This window comes from Pseudomonas baetica (assembly GCF_051216495.1).
In the GTDB taxonomy this organism is placed as follows: Bacteria; Pseudomonadota; Gammaproteobacteria; order Pseudomonadales; family Pseudomonadaceae; genus Aquipseudomonas; species Aquipseudomonas baetica_B.
Map to the genome: position 1 here is coordinate 14,500 of NZ_JBPKAM010000070.1, position 19,835 is coordinate 34,334.

The 19,835-nt window shown below is 60.6% G+C and carries 20 protein-coding genes; 11 read left to right on the plus strand and 9 right to left on the minus strand.

What is annotated here, in order from left to right; all coding sequences use genetic code 11:
• Nucleotides 1-45 precede the first annotated feature (45 nt).
• The 3 genes from ACSFE6_RS21975 (at nt 46) to ACSFE6_RS21985 (ending at nt 1,902) form a co-directional block, all read left to right on the plus strand.
• Nucleotides 46-516 (plus strand): anti-virulence regulator CigR family protein, encoded by a 471-nt coding sequence (locus ACSFE6_RS21975; protein WP_435429545.1) that lies wholly within the window; start codon nt 46-48, stop codon nt 514-516.
• A gap of 138 nt (nt 517-654) precedes the next feature.
• Nucleotides 655-1,182: a hypothetical protein gene (locus tag ACSFE6_RS21980; protein WP_435429546.1), complete on the plus strand. Its 528-nt coding sequence runs from the start codon at nt 655-657 to the stop codon at nt 1,180-1,182.
• Nucleotides 1,183-1,482: 300 nt separating this feature from the next.
• Nucleotides 1,483-1,902, plus strand: coding sequence for an HD domain-containing protein (locus tag ACSFE6_RS21985; RefSeq protein WP_435429547.1), 420 nt, complete (start codon nt 1,483-1,485; stop codon nt 1,900-1,902).
• A gap of 86 nt (nt 1,903-1,988) precedes the next feature.
• Here ACSFE6_RS21985 and ACSFE6_RS21990 read toward each other — a convergent pair whose 3' ends face one another.
• The 6 genes from ACSFE6_RS21990 to ACSFE6_RS22015 form a co-directional block, all read right to left on the minus strand.
• Nucleotides 1,989-2,699 carry an AraC family transcriptional regulator gene (locus tag ACSFE6_RS21990; protein ID WP_435429548.1) on the minus strand — a complete coding sequence of 237 codons (711 nt, stop codon included), beginning with the start codon at nt 2,697-2,699 and terminating at the stop codon, nt 1,989-1,991.
• A 45-nt stretch (nt 2,700-2,744) separates the two neighbouring features.
• Nucleotides 2,745-4,196, minus strand: a complete 1,452-nt coding sequence (locus ACSFE6_RS21995) for a sensor histidine kinase (protein WP_435429549.1) — start codon at nt 4,194-4,196, stop codon at nt 2,745-2,747.
• A gap of 474 nt (nt 4,197-4,670) precedes the next feature.
• Nucleotides 4,671-5,870, minus strand: a complete 1,200-nt coding sequence (locus ACSFE6_RS22000) for an NAD(P)/FAD-dependent oxidoreductase (protein ID WP_435429550.1) — start codon at nt 5,868-5,870, stop codon at nt 4,671-4,673.
• 238 nt (nt 5,871-6,108) lie between these two features.
• Complete coding sequence (locus ACSFE6_RS22005) at nt 6,109-6,468, minus strand: response regulator transcription factor (RefSeq protein WP_435429551.1); 360 nt, start codon at nt 6,466-6,468, stop codon at nt 6,109-6,111.
• A 113-nt stretch (nt 6,469-6,581) separates the two neighbouring features.
• Nucleotides 6,582-7,235 (minus strand): response regulator transcription factor, encoded by a 654-nt coding sequence (locus ACSFE6_RS22010; RefSeq protein WP_435429552.1) that lies wholly within the window; start codon nt 7,233-7,235, stop codon nt 6,582-6,584.
• Between the two features lie 147 nt (nt 7,236-7,382).
• Nucleotides 7,383-8,837 carry a sensor histidine kinase gene (locus tag ACSFE6_RS22015; protein ID WP_435429553.1) on the minus strand — a complete coding sequence of 485 codons (1,455 nt, stop codon included), beginning with the start codon at nt 8,835-8,837 and terminating at the stop codon, nt 7,383-7,385.
• A 345-nt stretch (nt 8,838-9,182) separates the two neighbouring features.
• Between ACSFE6_RS22015 and ACSFE6_RS22020 the strand changes: the two genes are divergently transcribed.
• Nucleotides 9,183-10,157, plus strand: coding sequence for a LysR family transcriptional regulator (locus ACSFE6_RS22020; protein ID WP_435429554.1), 975 nt, complete (start codon nt 9,183-9,185; stop codon nt 10,155-10,157).
• Here ACSFE6_RS22020 and ACSFE6_RS22025 read toward each other — a convergent pair.
• From ACSFE6_RS22025 to ACSFE6_RS22035, 3 genes are all read right to left on the minus strand, one after another.
• Nucleotides 10,133-10,561, minus strand: coding sequence for a nuclear transport factor 2 family protein (locus tag ACSFE6_RS22025; RefSeq protein WP_435429555.1), 429 nt, complete (start codon nt 10,559-10,561; stop codon nt 10,133-10,135). The two genes, ACSFE6_RS22020 and ACSFE6_RS22025, sit on opposite strands and share 25 nt — an antisense overlap.
• A complete protein-coding gene (locus tag ACSFE6_RS22030) occupies nt 10,554-11,318 on the minus strand; it encodes an SGNH/GDSL hydrolase family protein (protein WP_435429556.1) in 765 nt (254 codons plus the stop codon). The genes ACSFE6_RS22025 and ACSFE6_RS22030 overlap by 8 nt, the downstream gene beginning before the upstream one ends.
• An 807-nt stretch (nt 11,319-12,125) precedes the next feature.
• Nucleotides 12,126-13,613 carry a PAS domain-containing sensor histidine kinase gene (locus ACSFE6_RS22035; protein WP_435429557.1) on the minus strand — a complete coding sequence of 496 codons (1,488 nt, stop codon included), beginning with the start codon at nt 13,611-13,613 and terminating at the stop codon, nt 12,126-12,128.
• A 355-nt stretch (nt 13,614-13,968) separates the two neighbouring features.
• Between ACSFE6_RS22035 and ACSFE6_RS22040 the strand changes: the two genes are divergently transcribed.
• The 7 genes from ACSFE6_RS22040 to ACSFE6_RS22070 are packed head-to-tail and all read left to right on the plus strand — an operon-like array spanning nt 13,969 to nt 19,721.
• The gene (locus tag ACSFE6_RS22040; RefSeq protein ID WP_435429558.1) at nt 13,969-15,132 is read left to right on the plus strand and encodes an acyl-CoA dehydrogenase family protein; all 1,164 of its coding nucleotides are present in this window, start codon (nt 13,969-13,971) and stop codon (nt 15,130-15,132) included.
• Between the two features lie 42 nt (nt 15,133-15,174).
• Nucleotides 15,175-15,546 carry a hypothetical protein gene (locus tag ACSFE6_RS22045; RefSeq protein WP_110967564.1) on the plus strand — a complete coding sequence of 124 codons (372 nt, stop codon included), beginning with the start codon at nt 15,175-15,177 and terminating at the stop codon, nt 15,544-15,546.
• Between the two features lie 3 nt (nt 15,547-15,549).
• Nucleotides 15,550-16,020, plus strand: a complete 471-nt coding sequence (locus ACSFE6_RS22050) for a nuclear transport factor 2 family protein (RefSeq protein WP_435429559.1) — start codon at nt 15,550-15,552, stop codon at nt 16,018-16,020.
• A complete protein-coding gene (locus ACSFE6_RS22055) occupies nt 16,017-17,138 on the plus strand; it encodes an amidase (protein WP_435429560.1) in 1,122 nt (373 codons plus the stop codon). Before ACSFE6_RS22050 ends, ACSFE6_RS22055 begins: the two co-directional genes overlap by 4 nt.
• Nucleotides 17,139-17,189: 51 nt before the next feature.
• Entirely contained in the window at nt 17,190-18,473 is a 1,284-nt protein-coding gene (locus tag ACSFE6_RS22060; protein WP_435429561.1) for an aromatic ring-hydroxylating oxygenase subunit alpha, read from the plus strand.
• Nucleotides 18,470-18,970 (plus strand): aromatic-ring-hydroxylating dioxygenase subunit beta, encoded by a 501-nt coding sequence (locus tag ACSFE6_RS22065; RefSeq protein ID WP_435429562.1) that lies wholly within the window; start codon nt 18,470-18,472, stop codon nt 18,968-18,970. The genes ACSFE6_RS22060 and ACSFE6_RS22065 overlap by 4 nt, the downstream gene beginning before the upstream one ends.
• Before the next feature lie 10 nt (nt 18,971-18,980).
• Complete coding sequence (locus tag ACSFE6_RS22070; RefSeq protein WP_435429563.1) at nt 18,981-19,721, plus strand: SDR family NAD(P)-dependent oxidoreductase; 741 nt, start codon at nt 18,981-18,983, stop codon at nt 19,719-19,721.
• Nucleotides 19,722-19,835 lie beyond the last annotated feature (114 nt).

The following is a 19,835-nucleotide window of genomic DNA, read 5'->3' on the forward strand; positions in this document are numbered from 1 at the left end:
ACGTCTAAAGTTCACAGCAATTGGCCTGCCTTGAAGGAACGACTCATGCACAGATCCCGCTCATTGATCGCAGCTGTTACATGCCTCGCGTTGGTCATCGGCCCAGTGATCGCATGGGCTGATCCCGGTAATGGAAAGGGCCAGGGAAACGCCAAGGGAAACCCGCAAAATGTCCAGGACCACGGCAACCAGGGTGGGCATGGCAACAAGGGTAAAAAGTCAGGAGGCGGCGATTGGGACCATGGTCCGAGCATCAATCACGCCAGCGTTCTTGGGATTGTCGGCGACTATCGTGGCTATTGGACTCCCGGCCCGGCGTTGCCACCCGGCATTCAAAAGAACCTCGCCCGGGGCAAACCGTTGCCGCCGGGGATTGCCAAAAAGCTCGATGGTCGGTTGATCGGCAAGTTGCCGCATTATGACGGCTATGAATGGCAGCAGGCGGGCACGGACTTGATTCTGGTCGCGCTCGCCACCGGGCTCATTTATGAAGTGCTCAACGGGGCTTTTCACTGACGTTCGAGGGGCGAGGGGATGCTCATGGTATTCCCTTCGGCCCTTTAAGCGTCGGCCTTTCCGTCCGTCGCCAGCCTTTGAACTGTAGGGAGATTAACGCGTCATACATCACGCGAAATCAATTCTACGGAAGCAATCATGCTTTTAAACAACAAGAGTCTCGCCGCTGTCCTGTCCTGCGCCCTGATGCTCGCAGCCGCTCCCTTACTGCCTGCTGACCTGTCCATTATCAACGCCGCACACGCCAAAGAAGGTGGTGGTGGTGGTGGTGGTGGTGGTGGAAACGGCGGTGGCAATGGCGGCGGGCACGGTGGCGGAAACAGCGGCGGAAATGGCGGCGGCCATGGTGCCGGCCATGGTGCCGGTGTAGGCGGCGGTCGCAACGGCTCGGATCATGCCGGCAATTCCACCAGCAATGGTCATGGCAAAGGACTGGCCAGCAATCACGCCGGCAACGCTACTCGCAACCACGGCGTCAGCGGCAATCACTATGGCAGTGAGCGCAATGATGACAATGGACGTGGCACGACGACGTCCGGTATCGCCCATTCCAAGGAAACCCGCGGTATCGACAAGGCCCGTGCCATTTCGGCCTCGAAGCCGGGCGACCACGACGCGAAAGGTTTGAGCAAGGCTGGCACACCGGGATCCAAAAAAGCGCACTGAACAGCGGCTTCCCGTTGATCAAGCCAGGCAATGAAAAACCGCAGAGATGCGGTTTTTTATTGCCTGCTATCCAGTCACTGCATGTGACCTATTTGAAGTGTTCGCTACTCGATCACCGCAAATCTTTAACCGGGTAAGCACCGGTATTCAGGATCATGCATGGTCATTGTGGCGAGGGGATTTATCCCCGTTCGGCGCAGAAGCGACAATATCTACGCTAAGGTAACAACCGGGAAACAGTGCCACGCTGTGACGTATCCAAGGCATTTCAAGCGCGGCTTCAAATCAGGGAGAACCGACATGACCCAAACACTGGAACATGCCATCGCCATCGCGGCCGGTGCCCACGAGGGGCAGGTGGACAAGGGCGGCGCGCCGTACATCCTGCATGCGCTCAGGGTGATGCTGAAAGTCACCACGCAGGAAGAGCGGATCGTCGCGGTGCTGCATGACGTGGTCGAGGACTGCGACATCAGCCTTGATGAATTGCGTGAGGAGGGATTCAGCGAGACGGTGCTGACGGCCATCGAATCACTGACCAAAAGGCCGGCCGAAGCCTATGAGGCATTCATTGAGCGCGTCTCGCAGAACCCGATTGGCCGGGTGGTGAAACTGGCGGATCTGGAGGAGAACAGCGATCTGTCGCGGATTGCCCAGCCGAGTTGGGACGATCTGGAGCGGGTCGAGAAGTATCGGCGGGCGATTGGGGTGTTGCGCTAGTGGTTAGTCTGTGACCCAGGATTTTTGTAGTGAGAGGTCAGCGAAACTGGCACCGCCCCTCATCACAGGATAATCATCGTTTCCGGTTAGGCACCCACCGGACACTGCGATTGCAACAGCGGGCTCCATTGGTCCTGATTGTCCGGACGCCGGTAGTACACCACCATTCGCCGGGCGACCTGCATCGCCATGTCGCGTCCGCAGTCGGCCTCGACCAGCGCCAGGGCCAGATCGATCCCGGCACTGATGCCGGCCGAGGTCCACACCGATTGCTGCTGCACGAAAATGGCCTCGCGATCGAGTTCGATCTGCGGGAACAGTTCCTCGAACAAATCGGCCATCACCCAGTGGGTCGCCACGCGCAGGCCATCGAGCAAACCGGCCTGTGCCAGCAAAAAGGTGCCGCTGCACACCGACGCCATGCGTCGGGTCGAGGTCGAGGCGACGCGCAACCAGTCCACCAGCGGAACGTTGTCGGCCATGGCCTGGCGAATGTTCGGGGAGCCGGGGGCGATCACCGTATCGATGGGGTTCGCGGCAAACTCGCCCAAGCGCCGGGTTTGCACCACCAGGCCCTCGGCCGTCGCGACCGGTCCCCCGTCCATGCTGGCGGTGTGCAGGGCATAGCCTGGCAAACCGCGCTCTACCAGGCCACGGTTCGCGGCATAGAACACCGTTTGGGCACCTGTCAGGTCCAGCAAGCCCATTTGCGGGTAGGCCACGAAGACAATGGTGCGCGGCGGAGCCTGCTCAGCGTGGGCATGGTCAGGTTTGATGCTCATATCATTGTCGGACACTGCTCGGTCTCCAAGTCGCCGCATGGCGTCGTCAGGTGTGGAAGGTTATTCGTCGTGTATCGGTACAGTCAGCGGGATCGCAAAAAAGAACTGCGTGCCGACGTCCACCGTGCTGCTGACCCAGATGCGACCGCCATGGAATTCGATAATGGAGCGACAGATCGCCAGCCCCATGCCCAGCCCGTTGTGCTTGGTCGTGAAAAACGGATCGAACAGCGAGGCCAGAATGTCTTCGGCAATGCCGGTGCCCGCATCGGCGACTTCGAGCACGGCCTCGTTGTCCTGTACCCGGGTGAGAATCCGCAGGGTTCGTGGCCGGTCATGCACGTTGGCCATGGCTTGGCAGGCATTGATGATCAGGTTGATGATCACTTGCTGCAGTTGAATCCGATCGCCTTTCACCAAAGCGCCCGTAGCGCGCAGTTGCAGGTAGGGACGAACCTGATGATTGGCGGTGTCATGTTGCATGAGGGTCAATGAGTCACTGACGATGTCATCGAATACTTCGGTCTTGCGCTGTACATCGCTCTGGCGCGAAAGCGCCCGGATGCAGGTGATCACTTCGGAGGCCCGACACGAGTTCTGGATGATCCGGTCCAGCGAGCGGCGCACTTCGTCGAGATTCGGCTCCTCGCGGTTGATCCAGCGTTTGCACGACTCACCACTGGTGATCACCGCGGCCAACGGTTGATTGATTTCGTGGGCAATGGAGGCGGCCAGTTCGCCCATGGAGGTCACCCGCGTGACGTGCGCCAGTTTTGCCTGGGAGTGAAACAGCGCTTCTTCGGATTGCCTGGAAGCGGTCACATCGATCAAGGCACCGACATACTCGATCCGCCCTTGATGGTTGAACAGCGGGTTGGCGCTCATCTGCACGTACTTGATGCGTCCGTCGGGCATCACCAGTCGATGTTCCACTTCGATCAGACATTCGCGCAGCGCAGCCTTTTCGAAAACGCTTTCGACAATGTGCAAATCATCGGGATGGGTGCGTGCCCTGATCATGGCGAGCGTCGGTTTAACATCCAGCGGGTATTCGAAAATGCGTGCCGACTCATCCGACCACGACACGCTGTGATCGTCGACGATCAGGCCGATGCTGCCGGTATGGCTGAGTTTCTGTGCGCCCAGAAAGAACGCTTCCTTGCGCCGCAAGCTGTCGCTCGCCCGCTTGCTGCGAAGCGCCAGCAAGGAAATGGTGGTCAACGCGATCAGGCAGCGCACGAAACCGGCGATCTGCTTCTGGTCGCGAAAGCCTTCGTCGACAATGAAGCTGAGGGTCAGGAAGCCAATGCAACTGACCGCGACGGTGATGAACATGGGAACGGAAAAGATGTTCGCCGACATGAACACCAGGGTGATGTAAAGCAGCGTCGGTGCCACATCCATGTCGAGCATCGAGTTGGTGATGAAGATCATGCCGCCGACCGCAATGGCGGCCAGCCAGGCCATGGCGTCCGATAGAAAAAGTTTCTTGCAACGTTTGATGATAGACATTTGTTTTTCCGGATTTTTGCTATCGAACGGCAACTCGCACGGCACTCGTGATGCCGGGCAAACTCTTTGTGAGAGGTGTTTGTATTGATCCCTTTTGCAGAGTCAGCGAAGGACCGTAATGCTGACCTCCTGTAGGAGCGAGCATGCTCGCGATGGTCGTTAACGATGACGTGTGTCTACGGGTTCAACGCGGCGCACTTGAGTTCATCGCGAGCAAGCTCGCTCCTACATTGACCGAGGGCAGTGGTTGATCGAGATTGAGAAAAAACGCCCGCCAGAAAAACGAGTGGCGGGCGCTTGGGAAATGTCCCGGTCCAGCAAGGAGTGAGCTGGGACGGGATATGGGTGTTGACTTCACATTGCCTGGCAAAGTGGATGGCCGGGCCGCATCGCGGTCGATACGTGTGCCCTGGCTGACAGCAGTAGACGGGGGCACCGGGTTGCGGCCCGACAACCCCTACCGATCAATAACTGTCAGGCCACCGGAATCAGCGGATCGGCCGCGGCCAGCGCAGTGGCACGATCAGCGGCCGGCGGATAAATCCACACAGTGTTGATCTGAGTCTTGAGTTCCTTGGCTTCTTGCTTGACCAGCTTGACCTGGCGATCCCAGCCCTCGGTAAACACCGCACCCCAGGCACCCAGGTCCAGGCAGGTGACGTATTTCGGCTGGCTGTAGGCAATCGGTTCCACGCCCAGCAGTTCGGCGGCCACGTTGTTGCCGGCATGGCGACCCAGGCAGATCGCATGCTGGCAGGACATGGCGGCGAAGTTGCCCAGATCGTCGGTGGCGGCATACGCCACATCGCCGGTGGCAAACACGTCGGCGTGACCGCGGACCTTGAGGTTCTGGTCGACATGCAGTCGACCCTGGCGATCACGGGTGCCCTGCACTTGCTCGGTCAAGGCGCTTGCGCGGAAGCCGACGGTCCAGATCACGGTGCTGGACTCGATGCGTTGGCCATTGGCGAGGGTGACGCCACCGGCATCGACCGAGGCGACGCTGGTGCCGACAATCCACTCGATACCCAGGTGCTCCGACGCTTCGACAATCGATGGACGAATGCCATCGCCCAGGCTTGCGGCGATTTGCGGGGCGAGGTCGACCACGACCACGCGGATGTCAGCGTCTTCGCCCAGGGCGGCACGCAGGCGCGCCGGCATTTCGGTCGCGGTTTCGATGCCGGTGAAACCACCGCCGGCCACCACCACGGTGTTGCGGGCGGCACTGGCCGGCAAGTCTTTCAGCGAATTGATGTGGGCTTCCAGGCGCGTGGCCGACTCGATCTGATCGACATCGAATGCACGCTCCAGACCGTCGACCGGAGGACGCATCAGCTGGCTGCCGGCGGCCAGCACCAGGCGGTCGTAGCTCAGTTGACCTTGCGCGCCAGACGCTTTGGTGTAGCCGACCTGTTTGTTCTTCTCGTCGATCGTTTCGGCCGAACCCTGGACGAACTTGATTCCCACGGCGTCGAACAGGTCGTTCAACGGCGCCTTCATGTTGTGCACGTTCGGCTCGTAGAAACGCGGACGAATACGCAGTTCGGCTTGAGGAGCCAGCACGGTGATCTCGACGTCATTGCGATCATGCTTGTCCAGCAGGCGGGCCGCGCTCAATGCGCTCCAGACACCACCGAACCCTGCACCGATAATCAAAATCTGCTGTTTCATTGTTTTGCTCCTGAAGAACAATCGAGGGCATGAAGAAAAATCGCGCGAAATCAACGCGATCGCTGTGGCTCATGACTGCGCTGTGTATAAACAACGCTTGATGGACAGGGATCGGCTTGATCTGAAACAGATGTTATTCGAGGGGATTGGATGAAACACTTCTACAAAGGGTCAGCCAGAGTATGAGTAAGTATTAACGGGTTATACCAAAGTGTTAGTTGAGGTAAGCCGGTAGTAGTTAGTTATTTTGCTTAAGCGCTATTTCAATACAGTTGAGCAACTTATCAGTTGAAAAGGGTTTGGGCAGAAACGCGATGGGTTCTCTGCAAGGCGCGCCGGGCTGGCGCTGTGCATCAGGGTTACCGGTAATGAAGATCACCGGAATATGAATGCCCAGGGTCGCCAGTTCTTCATACATCCGGATGCCGTCCATGTCCGGCATTTGTATATCGGAGATCAAACAGGACGTCGTGCCCGGTCCGTCGGAGAAGAGAAATTCGCGGGCCCCTCCATAGGTTTGCACTTTATATCCGCTGGAGCGCAATAAGCTGTCCAACGCCATTCGAACGGATTCGTCGTTATCGACGACGGCAATCATTGCCTTATTGCACATAGTGGTGTCCTGCGTCGTAGCGGAGAGCACTTAGAGGCTGTCCGCCATCACTGCAAGATACGCCGTCCTGAATAGGTGCACAGTATACGTGGGTATAGTTACCGGATAACGGGCTGCGCCGAGATCACCTCGGCCATGCGCACCAGATCGGCAAATGAGCGCGCCTCCATTTTGCGCATGGCCTGGCCGCGATGGATCTTCACGGTAATTTCGCTCAAGCCGATTTCCCCGGCGATTTGCTTGTTCATCAACCCCGAAGCCGCCAGCGCCATGACCGTTTGTTCCCGGGCGGTCAGGGTCTGGTGGCGTGCCCGCAATTCATCGGCATGCCGTTCGGATTCGCGACGCTGTTTGTCCCGGGCATGGGCTGCACACACCGCATCGATCAGATCCTGTTCGCGAAAGGGTTTGGTAAGGAAGTCCACGGCCCCGGCTTTCATGGCCCGCACCGTCATGGCGATGTCGCCATGCCCGGTGATGAATACGATCGGTACGTTGATGCCCGCGGCGATCAGTTCGTTTTGAAAGTCCAGGCCACTGCTGCCTTGCAGGCGTACATCCAGTACCAGGCAACTGGGCGTGTCCGGACGCTGGTAAGTCATGAACTCGGCTACCGAGCCAAACAACTCGACCCGCAGGCCAATGGAGCGCAACAGGCTGCCGACGGATTCACGCAGCGGCGCATCGTCGTCAACGATGAAAACCATGGATTCGCCATAGGTGGTTTTGTTGATGGGATGTTGTTCTTTCATTGTTTGTTCCCAAGGGGTTGGACATGCAACCTCCCTTCGCTGTGGTCCTTTGCGAAGGGCGCTACATTAAGTGCATGCGAGGCTTGCGGCACTCATACCTGCGGGTAGTCGCTCAATACGTTGGCATGCCCGCGTCATACCTTCGTATTAGATGGCCGCCGCGTAACCTGAATCGTTGACGACCCGTATCGGCAGGGCAAACAGGAACGCGCTGCCTTGGCCATTGGCACTGGTGGCCCAGATCCGTCCTTCGTGGAAGTCGATGATCGAGCGGCAAATGGAGAGCCCCATGCCCAGGCCGTTTTCCTTGGTGGTGAAAAACGGCATGAACAACTGTGACATGACATGGGCGGGGATACCCGGGCCCTGGTCGGTGATTTCCAACACCGCTTCGTTGTCCTTCACCCAGGTGCGGACACGCAATGATCGCTCGCAAGGATCGACCGCATCCATGGCCTGGCACGCGTTGATGATCAGATTGATGATGACCTGCTGCAGTTGCACGCGATCGGCGCTGATCTGAGCGCCGAAAGCGGCCAGTTCGATGGTCGGGTTGATCGTGTGGTGGGCCAGTTCATGGCGGACCAGGCTCAGGGTCTCGCTGACGATGTCGTTGAGCGACTCGTTCTGGCGCTGCGGGTCGCACTTGCGCGATAGAGCCCGGACCCGGCGCGTGATCTCGCTGGCGCGATGGGAACTGGCGATGATCCGGTCCAGTGACTGGCGTGCTTCGGCCAGATCGGGTGCCGGGCGGCTCAGCCAGTTGCGGCAGGCTTCGCCGCTGCTGGTGATCGCCGCCAGCGGTTGATTGACTTCATGGGCGATGGACGCCGCCAGCTCGCCCAGGGACGTCACACGCGAGACATGGGCCAGTTGGGTCTGGGCGCGGCACAGCGCTTCTTCGGCCTGCTTGCTGGCGGTCACGTCGCGCAACGCCCCCAGGTAATCGATGTAGCCGAGGTGGGTGTAAAGGGGAGTGGCGGTCATGTGCACGTGCTTGAGGCGTCCGTCGGGCATCAACAAGCGATGCTTGATCTCGATTAACCCCTCTCGGCGTGCCGCTTTCTCGAAGGCAGCCCTCACCAGCGGCGCATCGGCAGGGTGGGTGCGCGCCAGAATCATTGAAACCGTCGGCGTCACGCCCACCGGGTACTCGTAGATCCGTGCCGCTTGATCCGACCAGGAAAGTTCCTCACGACCACTGCGAAAGCCCATGCAGCCGGTCTGGCTCAATTGCTGTGAACCGGAAAAGTAAACGACCCTGTGGCGCAGGTCATCGCAGGTTTTCTTGCCGCGCAATGCCAGCAACGTGATCGCCGCGAGCAACGTCAGGCGGTGAAAGAACTCTTCCGTCGATTCCCAGTGATCGAACCCGCCGTGGTAGAGAAAGATGGCCGTCAGCATCAACATGCAGAACAGGGCGACCACGATCACCGCACTGACCGAAAACAGGTTCACCGCCATCAACAACACGGCGATGCACAGCGTCGCGGTGGGGAGGTCGGTGCGGGTTTCGGTGTTGATCATGATGCCGCCTGCCACGATCAGACCCATCAGCCAGATCAGTACGTTTTCAAACGGCTTGAGGCTGAGAGTGATCAAGGGGCGTGTCGTCCTTTGGCCTGTTTTGGTATCGATCATGCGCGCCTCGTTTTTGTTCGGGGTGGGCGGAGAATCGCATCGCTATGCTAGGAGCAACGGTTCTCATTCGGTTAGGACAAAAAACCCGATATTCCTGCCATGCACGGAATTTGTCGGTGGACCGAAATGGCGTGTAAGTCGTTTATTTAATTGATGTTTTTTCAGCCAAGGCTATACCCGGGTATTAATGGGCGCACCTAACGCATGATCGCGTTGTCCCCATGTACGACAGACGTTTTGCCTGCGCGGCCATAACCTGTTCACACACCTTCGAACTCAATGGCCACGTGCCGGGTAGCGAATCTCATGAACAGAAATGACCTGCGTCGTGCCGACATCAATCTGCTGGTGGTCTTCGAGACGATGATGCATGAGCGAAATGTCAGCCGCGTCGGCGAAAAGCTGTTCCTCGGGCAACCGACCATCAGCGGTGCCCTGGGCCGTTTGCGCGTGTTGTTCGATGACCCGTTGTTCATTCGCACGGGACGGGTGATGGAGCCGACGGCACGGGCCGAGGAGATCTTCGCCAACCTTGTGCCGGCGCTGGACGGTATCGCCGCCGCCTTGAGTCGTTGCCAATCGTTCGATCCGCGTACCAGCGAGGCGACCTTTCATGTCGGGCTGTCCGATGATGTCGAATATGCGCTGCTGCCACGGTTGTTACGGCAATTGCGCATTGATGCGCCGAACATCAACTTGATCGTGCGTCGGGTCGATCAGCAGCAGATGTCGCAACGCTTGATGAATGGCGATATTTCCGTGGGCATCAGTCACACCCACGACCTGCCGGCCAATGCGCGGCGCAAGGGCTTGCGGCCGATGCGGCCCATGCTGTTGCGGGCAGATGAACGGCCGGGGCCGTTGGGGCTCGACGAGTTCTGCCGGCGCCCGCATGTGGTGGTGTCGCCCATCGGCCATGCCACCGATGAAACTGACCATGCCCTGAGCCTGCTGGGCCGGCAGCGCAAAGTCGTGCTGACCGTTCCGCAGTTCAGTGCGTTGCCGGTGTTGCTGGCGCAAAGCGACATGTTGGCCATCGTGCCGGATTATGTCGCCAAGGCGATGGTGTCAGTGGCGGGAATCAGGGCGGAACAGGCACCGCTGCAACTGCCGGTACAGGAGTTGTCCATGGTCTGGCGTGCGGCGGCGCACAACGATTCTGGCCAGCGCTGGCTGCGCTCGCGCTGCTGCGCGTTTCTCTGCGAACCGGTCGAGTTGCAGGTGGTGCCCAAGCCTCAACCGGTAATGCTTGATGATCAGGCTTTACTGGCGGCCAGGTAAGCGCCCAGGCGCTTGCCCATTTCCTCGCCCAAGGCCTGCAAGCCACTCATGGGCCGGACCATCACTTCGAAATCGACGATTTTGCCCTGTTCGTTAAAGCGGATCATGTCGATGCCCTTGAGTTGTTTCTCGCCCACCCTGGCGCTGAATTCGAGGATGACGTTCAAGCCGTCGGCGGTCGCCAGTTCACGGTGGTAGGCAAAGTCTTCGAACACCTTGGACACGGTGTTGAGAATCATCGAAACCACCGGCGCGCCAGGATACGGCGTATGCGCCATCGGCGAGCGGAACACCGCTTGCGGGTCCAGCAATTCGGGCAAGGCCTTGAGGTCGCCGGAGCGGATCATCGCGTGCCACAGGCTCAGGGACTCCGCGGCTTTGGGGTGCAATTGCAGTTCAGACATCGTCAACTCCTGTTGTTTGTTGTTGTTCAAAGCTTGATTGACGGGATTTCCCGAAGTGCCGGGAAATGACCTGTGCGGCGTCATTCGCCCAGACACTGTAGATCAATGGCCCGGGGTGGAAACCGTCTGCGGCCATGGACCCCGCCACGGGCGCCAAACGGGTTGTCAGCATCGTGCAACGATCCATGGGTTTGACCAGCTCTGCAAGACGCGCATTGAAGCGCGTCGCCCGTTGACCCAGATACCAGCGCAGTGGTTGCGGCAATGCCGGAAACAGGTGCATGGGCGGAAGAGGGGAGACAACGATCAGCTTGACCCCGAAGTTGCCGGCCAGCACATCCATCAATTGTTGTAGCCGCGCGATCCACTGATCAGCAGTCAGCGTGCCGGTGACATCGTTGACGCCGATGGACAGCAGCGCCACATCGAACGTTTCCGGTGTGTGCTGTTCGAGGTGTTCCAGCAAGGCTTGCGTGTCCAGGCCCGACTGGGCCGAGAGTCTCCAGCAGACCCGGAAATCCCTGGCCAGGCGACTGACCAACCGGCCGCTCAAGGCCTCGGCCTGGGTCGATGCACCGACACCTGCCGCGGCGCTGTCGCCGAGAATCAGCAGCCGCAGGGGCTCGCCATCGCCGGCTTCGCCTTCGCGGTCACCTTCGGCTTCCGGCAATGTCGGCGTGACCCGGCGGGTGTAGATGCCCTGCATCAGCAATAGGGGACCGAGCATGATTTTGGCCAGGGTTTCGGTTTTGCTCATGATGGGCGGGCCTCGCGGTTCATGCCGTAGGCTGCCAGATTCGTGCTTGGCGCGTCACCGGTCATATCAGTTGAAAATGGGGCAAACAAAGTGGCTCCTATGGTGGAGTGCTGTTTATGTAGGACGGTGTACATATCCATTGCTGCGGTAATGGCTACTGGCGGTTTCGCCCTTACGGCGAGTCCCTTTGGCAAACGCCCCAAAGGAACCAAAGGTCTTGCCCCGAGCGTCCGGCCCCTCGCTAAGGCTCGGGGTTCCTTCGCTCCGGCATTCATCCGGGGGCATTGCCCTCCGGTTGGCTTCGCTGCACCTACATGCAATGTGTTCGACTTCGTCGAACGGCGCTGCGCGCCAATCCCCGGATGAACGCCTCCACTCAGCCTGCCGAAGGGGCGGGTGGATCAAGATCAAAAGCCAAAGCCAAAGCAAAAGCAAAAGCAAAAGATCGCAGCCTTCGGCAGCTCCTACAGGAGAATGCGTACATTCGAGATCAGGTCGGCTGTCAGGCCGCCTCGCTTTGGCTTTTCGCGGTGTACGCCCCCTCGAGAGGCCGAGTGGAGGTTCTGCGCAGTGGGCAAACCGGCATGGATGCCGGTTTAGCCGCCCCCGGCCATGGATGGCCGATGGCGGCGGGCCCACGGAGCAGGACCGGAGCGAGGGCATGCCGAGCCTAGGCGAGGCACCGAACGAAAGGGGCAAAAGCCCTTGGTTACTTGGGGCTCTTCCAAGTGACCCGCTGTAAAAGCGGAACCGCCAGTAGCCATCACCGAAGAAACGGATATGTACACCGTCTTAAAGGAACAGCGCCTACAGGCCTTGTGAAACAGCCAACGGCAGCGAAAAACTGAACACCGCCCCACAAGGCTCCAGATTCTGCGCCCAGATATCCCCCCGATGCCGGCCAATGATGTTCTTGCACAACGCCAGGCCAATGCCATTGCCACTGACCTTGGACGAGAAGAATCCATCGAACAGTTTCTCCTGCGCTTCGGCCTGAATCCCGCGCCCACGGTCTTCGATCCGCACCAGCGCCACTTCGCCGTCGCGGCTGGCCTGGATGCGCAGCACACGGCGTTCAAGAGGCAGGTCGGCCATTTCTTCGATGGCATTGAACGCCAGGTTGAGGATCACCTGGCCGATCAGCACTTTCTCGCAACTCACCCGCAGCGGCTCGGGTGAAGGGACGACGTCGACCCGTATCTGGCTCGGGTCGGCACGCAGGGTGATGAAGTAGCGGGTTTCGCGCAGCAGCTCGTTGAGGTCGATCAGTTCTTCGCTTTGCTCCAGCTTGACCACGTAATCGCGCACGCTCTTGATGATCACCGAGGCGTGCTCGATTTGCCGCACGGCGTTGTGCAAACCCCAGGCGACGCCTTGATCGGTCTCGTCGGTGTTGCCCAGGCGAATCAATGCGCCTTCGATGAAGTTGCGGGTGGCGGCCAGTGGCTGGCTGAGTTCGTGAGCAATGGCCACGGCCATTTCGCCCATGGCGTTGTAGCGCGCCAGGTATTCGATTTTCTGTTCGCTGACCCGCCGTGCTTCTTCGGCTTTTACCTGTTCGGTGACGTCACGGAACAGCAGCAGATGACCCACCAGATCGTCTTCGATTTCGATATACCGGCAGGTCGCGTCATGCCAGCGCCACTCGCCGTCACGTCGCTGGACTTTGTAGTGCACGCTGAACGGCAGGTGCTCGGGTGTCTCGTTGGACAGTTGCTGCAGCAGGCGCTGGCGCGAAGCATCGTCGCACCAGCCGAGAAAGTTCTTGCCGATCAGTTGCTGCACTTTGCTGTTGAGCAAATGCGCGCCCGAATCGCTGATAAACCGTATCTCACCTTCCGGGCCCAGCACCGCCACGCCTTCGGCCAGGTCCTGCATGAAGGCCTTGAGCCGGCTTTCGAAGCGCTTGAGGTCGCGCTTGACCTTGTCCTCTTTAGAAATGTCGCGGAACTGCACCATCAACACATCGCGACCTTGCAGATGCACCAGCGTCGCCACGGCCTCGGAAAGAATCTCCACGCCTTGCTTGGAGCGATAACACCATTCGATGGCGCGCTGGCCCGTGCGCGCGGCGCCTTCCAGCCAGCGTAAACCTACCGAGCGCCGGTACTTGGGCGCATCGCGGGTCATGTCCGGGGCCTTGAGCGGGGTGAGTTCTTCGAGGGTAAAACCCAGCGCCGACAGCGCCGCAGCGTTGGCCCAGAGGATCTCCTTGCTGTGGGCATCGTGAAGAATGATGCACAGCGGCATGGCTTCGACCAGCGTGAAAAAGTCGTTCTGTTCAGGGAAGTACATCGCGCAGCCCTTGACGGCAGGGGATTGAGACCGGTGAACCGGAAGTATGGCGTTTTATACCGGCTCGTGCCTGGGGATGCGCTCAGAGGTAACCGGGGGCGGCCTAGGGGTTTTCTTTAGTCGGGGGGCTGCACGCACCAATAGTTGCGTCCGGATGGGGTTTTTACACTGGACCTCAATGCAAGGGTGACACCGATCCCCTCCTGTAGGAGCGAGCACGCTCGCGATGGTCGTTAACGATAACGCGGGCTGTCTGAATGCCCGCGGTGCCTGGGCCTCCATCGCGAGCATGCTCGCTCCTACAGGGGCAGGGCACCGTCACCCCACCTAACAATAAGCAAAACGGAGAAAGCCCATGCTGCGTTCAGCGGTCGTGCAACAAGACGCATCGATCGGCGTTGACGAACCTGTCGTCGACAGCCAGGCATTCCAGCAAGTGCTGGATGAAGTGCGCCAACGTCGCAATGAATTCGACAGCGTCTCCCATGTGCCACGGGACATGATCGAGCGCTTCAAGCAGGTGGGTATCTACCGCGCCGCTACGCCGAAATGCTACGGCGGCGATGCTTTGGCGCCTGCGAAGTTCCTGCACATGATCGAGCGCATCTCCGAAGCCGACGGCTCCGCGGGCTGGGTCGCCAGTTTCGGCAGCGCCGGTGTCTATCTGGCCGCCTTGCCGCAGGAAACCCTGGCCGAACTCTACGCCGACAGCCCTGACCTGGTGTTCGCCGGCGGCCTGTTCCCGCTGCAACCGGCCGAAGCCGTCGAAGGTGGCTGGCAGGTCAACGGCACCTGGAAATTCGCCAGCGGCTGCAAAGGCGCCGATCTGCTCGGTGTCGGTATCGGCGCGGCGGGCGGCAAGCCTCGCACGGCGGTGTTTCGTCCTGATCAGGTGGAAATCGTCGAGAACTGGGACGTGGTCGGCCTCAAGGGCACCGGCAGCCATGACTTGCGCGTGACCGACAAGCGTATCGATGAGCGCTGGACCTTCATCCGTGGCGGTGCCTCCACCATCGACGAGCCTCTGTTCCGCTACCCGTCGATTGCCTACGCTGCGCAAGTGCTGGCCGTGGTCAATCTCGGCCTGGCCCGCGCTGCCCTCGACGAAGTCAGCCGCATGGCCAACGGCGGCGGCATCACTGGCGCGCCAAAGTTGTCCGACCGCGCCTATGTCCGCATCGAAATTGCCAAGGCCGAAGCCAAGCTCGCCGCCGCCCGTGCCTTCTTCTACAACACCACCGAACAGGTGTGGGACTCGATCCTCGCCGGCAACCCAGTCACCCCGGAGCAGACCAGCCAGTTGCGCCTGTCCGCGATCCACGTGTCCCAGGCCGGCGCCGCCGTGGTGCAGAGCGCCTACAGCCTGGCCGGAACCACCGCCATTTACCTGCGCCATCCGCTGCAACGCTACCTGCGCGACTCGATGGTGGTGACCCAGCACGCTTTCCTCAGCGAAGGGCTGTACGACGGCGCCGGCTCGGTGTTCCTCGGCGTGCCGCCGTTCCCGGGCTACATCTGATTTTCATCACTTTTTCAGTCTTCGAATTCAAGGATCAACAGCATGTCCCAAGCTACCCAGGAACCGTTGCGCGTCGTCTTCTGCATCGGCATCACCCAGAACTTTTTCGACCTGCCCACCGGCGAAGGCCTGGCCGTGTGGAAAGGCTTTAGCAAAATGATGGCCGACCTCGGCGCGATGCCTGGCATCACCGTGCTCGGCGCGATGGATGACGACCGCCTGATGGTCGGCCCGTCCACCACCTCGCCGTGGACCGTGTACATCATGGCCGATGTCGACTGCCACCAAACGGTGATCGACGCCTGCAACCTGTTCCGCACCACGCCGGTAAACGAGTACAGCCTGTGGCGCTACGCCAAGGTCGAAGCGCGCATCGGTCGTCCGCTGACCATCCCTGATGCGGCCAAGGTGTAAGCCATGAACGAGGCCTTGCTGCAGCGTCTGGCGACGCTCGAAGGGGAAAGCGCAGTGCGTCGCTTGATGGCGCGCTACATGGACCTCTGCGACGTGCCCAGGGCGCCGACCCAGGTCAGCGAGCTGGCCGAGCTGTTCTGCGTCGATGCGATCTGGGAAGGGGTTGGTCGCGAGACCGCGCAAACCTTCGGTCAGCATCGTGGTCGTGAGGCCGTGGCCGCATTCGTCGGCGGTTATTTGCCGCCGTCGGATCACTTCCAGCTGAACCTGCACTACCTCACCAGCGAGTGGATTGCGGTCGACGGCAACACGGCGCAGGGGCAGTGGATCATGCAGCAGATTTCCACCTACGCCGATGGCCGCAGCGAGTTGTTCGGCACCCGCCTGAACATCGATTTCCGCTGTGTCGATGGCGTGTGGCTGATCGCGCACTTCCGCACGCAACGCTTGTTCAATTCGGAGCTGAGCGCATGAGTACCTTCATCAGCGAATTTCTCCTCGGCGGCAGCGGCAAACGCGTTGCCATCAAGGACTCCATCGACATCGCCGGCTATCCGACCCGTTCGGGCAGCCGCGCCTTCGCCGATGCACCAGCCGCGACGAAAAACGCCGAGGTGGTGGATTCGATTCTCAACGCCGGCTGGCAGATCGTCGGCAAGACCAACCTGCACGAACTGGCCTTTGGCGTCACCGGCATCAACGACTGGACTGGCACGCCAGTAAACCCGCAAGCGCCTGATCGGGTGCCGGGCGGTTCTTCCAGCGGTTCGGCGTCGGCGGTGGCAGCGGGTCTGGCGGACATCGCCCTTGGCACCGACACCGGTGGTTCGGTGCGGGTGCCTGCCGCCTGCTGCGGGATTGCCGGGCTCAAACCGACTTACGGGCGAGTCAGCCGCGTCGGCGCACATCCATTGGAATCCAGCCTCGATTGCGTCGGGCCGTTCGCCAGAACCATGGACGACCTGATCGCGGCCATGCAGGTGATTTGCCCGGGTTTCGCGGTTCAGGGCTTGTCCGGCGACGGCGCCAAAGTCGGCTTTCTGGAAGTGGCCTGCGAAGCGCATCTGCAAGCCAGCCTGGGTGCCGCTGCCGATCGTGCCGGTTGGCGTCGCAGCAGCCTGCACCTGAGCGAATTCGAAGCCGCTTTCGCCGCCGGCCTGACCGTGATCAATTTCGAGAACTGGGCGGCGTTCGGTCACTTGACCGGCCAGGGCCTGATCGGCGCCGACGTGGAAACACGTTTGCTGGCGGCCAGCCGTACGACTCGTGAAGAACTGGCCGAGGCCGAAGCCGTGCGCAGCCGATTCACCCAACAGGTGGATGCAGCGCTGGAAGAGTTCGCGGTGTTGCTGCTACCGACCTTGCCGAGCCTGCCGCCGACCCTGAGCGAAGCGCGCGCTGGCAGCAAGGCCGTGGCCGGCATGACCCCGCTGGTACGCCCCTTCAACCTCAGCGGCCACCCGGCGCTGACGGTGCCGGTGGAACTCGATTGCGGCGGGCTGAAGGTCGGTCTGCAAATCGTCGGGCGCAAGGGACAGGACGAGGTGGTCTGCGCCTTCGGTGCGCAGCTGCAACAGAGCATGGCCGGTTAACGGTGTGGCTCTACAAACCAAATCATAAAAAGAAGCCATGAGGAGAACCGCATGAGCACTCATGAATACCGGCTGATCGCAACGTCGAAAAGCCCTGAAGACCTGGTCCAGCACGACCGCGTCGACGTCTCGCTGTACAACGACCCGGCGCTGTTCGAAGCCGAGCTGGAAAAGATTTTCTACCGCACCTGGGTGTGGGTTGCCCACGAAAGCGAAGTGCGCAACAGCGGCGACTTCAAGACCGCCACCATCGGCCGTCGCCCGGTGATTGTCGTGCGCGACAAGAAGAACAACATCAATGTTCTGGAAAACCGTTGCCGGCATCGTGGCGCCACTGTGTGCGAGAAGCACAAGGGCAACGCCACCGGTTTCACCTGCCCGTACCACAGCTGGTCCTATGGCCTGGACGGCAAGCTCCGTGCGCTGCCATACCCGGACGGCTACGAAGGCATCCTGGAGAAATCCGAACTGCCATTGACCAGCCTGCGCGTCGAAAGCTACGCCGGCATGATTTTCGCCAGCTACAACGACGAGATCGAACCGCTGGAAGACTTCCTCGGCGGTGCCAAGCACTGGATGGACCTGTTCATGAAGCAGGGCGCCGGTTACCCGATCAAGACCCAGGGCGAGCACAAGTTCAGCTTCAAGGGCAACTGGAAGATCCAGTTGGAAAACACCACCGACGGTTACCACTTCCCGATCGTGCACAAGTCGTTCATGTCGTCGGTGGATGAAGAAACCTCGGAAATGCTCTCGTTCATGACCGACGAGCAAGCCGTGACCCACTCGCTGGGCAACGGCCACAGCGTGATGGTGATGGTGCCGGAGCACGTCGACCTGGATCACGACGACGGTACCGAACAACTGCAAGAGCGTTTCGCCCACGTCACCGAAGAGCTGTCGAAAACCATGCCGCCCGAGCAGGTGCGCCGCATCGTGCGTTCGCTGCACGGCGCCGGGTTTAACCTGAACCTGTTCCCCAACGTGGCCATGTCGATGTCGTTCTTCCGCGTGCTGCGCCCGGTGTCGGTCACCGAAACGGAAATCCGTCACGTGGCCCTGGGCATGGACGGCGGCCCGGAAATCGCCAACCGCGAACGCATGCGCATTCACGAACACTTCCAGGGCCCGTTCGGTTTCGGCAGCCCCGACGACGCCGAGGCCTGGGACCGTGTACAGCGCGGCTCGTATGCCGGTGTCGACGCACCGATCCTGGTCAACCGCGGCCTGAACCGCGAAATCACCGCCGAGAACGGTGACAAAGTCAGCCACGCCACCGACGAAGGCGGCATGCGCGGTGCCTACGACATGTGGAAAAGGATGATGAGCCAATGAGCAATCAAGACACCCTGACCGGCTTTTCCGGCCCATTGGCCCAGGCCATCGAATTCATCTGGCGCGAAGCCGAACTGCTGGACCACAAGAACTACGCCGAATGGGCGACCCTGTGGAGCGAAAGCGGCAAGTACATCGTGCCGATCGACCCGGACACCGAAGATTTCGAGGCGACGCTGAACTACGCCTACGACGACGCGCGCATGCGTGCCCTGCGTATCGAACGCTTGAGCGCCGGCTACTCGCCGTCGGCGGTGGATGCGGCGAAAACCATTCGTACCATCTCGCGTTTTCGTCTGGTGGAAGCGGCGGGCGACATCGTCGAAGTCAACTCGGCACAGTTGCTGTACGCCTATAAACGCGGCGTGCACACGCCGTTCGTAGCGGACCTGAACCACCGCATTCGCTTCACCGACGGTGTGCCATCGCTGGAGCGCAAAGTGGTACGCCTGATCAACTCCACCGACAGCCTGAGCGCGCTCGGCTTCCTTTTGTGAGGGCTGGATCATGAGTCGAGTAGCCCTGGTAACAGGCGCCTCGCGCGGACTGGGCGAGTGCATCGCCCGCCGTCTGCACGCTGCGGGATATCGCGTCGGCCTGGCTGACGTGCGCCTCGAAGGCGTAAGGCAACTGGCCGCCGAGCTGGATGGCAGCGGCGCCACGGCGGTCGCCATCGAGCTGGATGTGCGCAGCAAGGCCGACTTCCAGCGTGCCCGCGACTTGCTCGCTGCGCACTGGGGCGGCACTGACATTCTGGTGAACAACGCCGGGGTGTCGAAAGTCGCGGCGCTGATGGATATCACGCCCGAAGAGTTCGACGAGTCGATGGCGATCAACCTGCGCGGTACCTTCGTCGCCTGCCAGGTGTTCGGTGCGCACTTCGCCGAGCGTGGCTTCGGCCGCATCGTCAACATCGCCTCCCTGGCCGGGCAGAACGGCGGCACCGCCACCGGCGCGCATTACGCGGCGGCCAAGGGCGGTGTGGCGACGCTGACCAAGGTCTTCGCCCGTGAGCTGGCGCCCCGTGGCGTGACGGTCAACAGTATTTCGCCAGGTCCGCTGGACTTGCCCGTGGTACGCGAAACCGTGGCGCCGGAGCGTCTGGAGCAGATTCTGAAGATGATCCCGGCGGGCACCCTCGGTGACCCGACGTTCATTGCCGACAGCGTATTGCTGCTGGTCGCCGACAACGCGACCTCAGTAACCGGTGCGTGCCTGGACGTCAATGGCGGCTTGTTCATGCGCTAAGCCCGAAACACCCCCTCCTGTAGGGGAGGGGTTGTTCGTGGGGGGTGTTAACAAGGAAGATGGAAAAACGAACAACCGTCACGGAATCAAGTTTCCCGCTGAGAAGACCCCTCC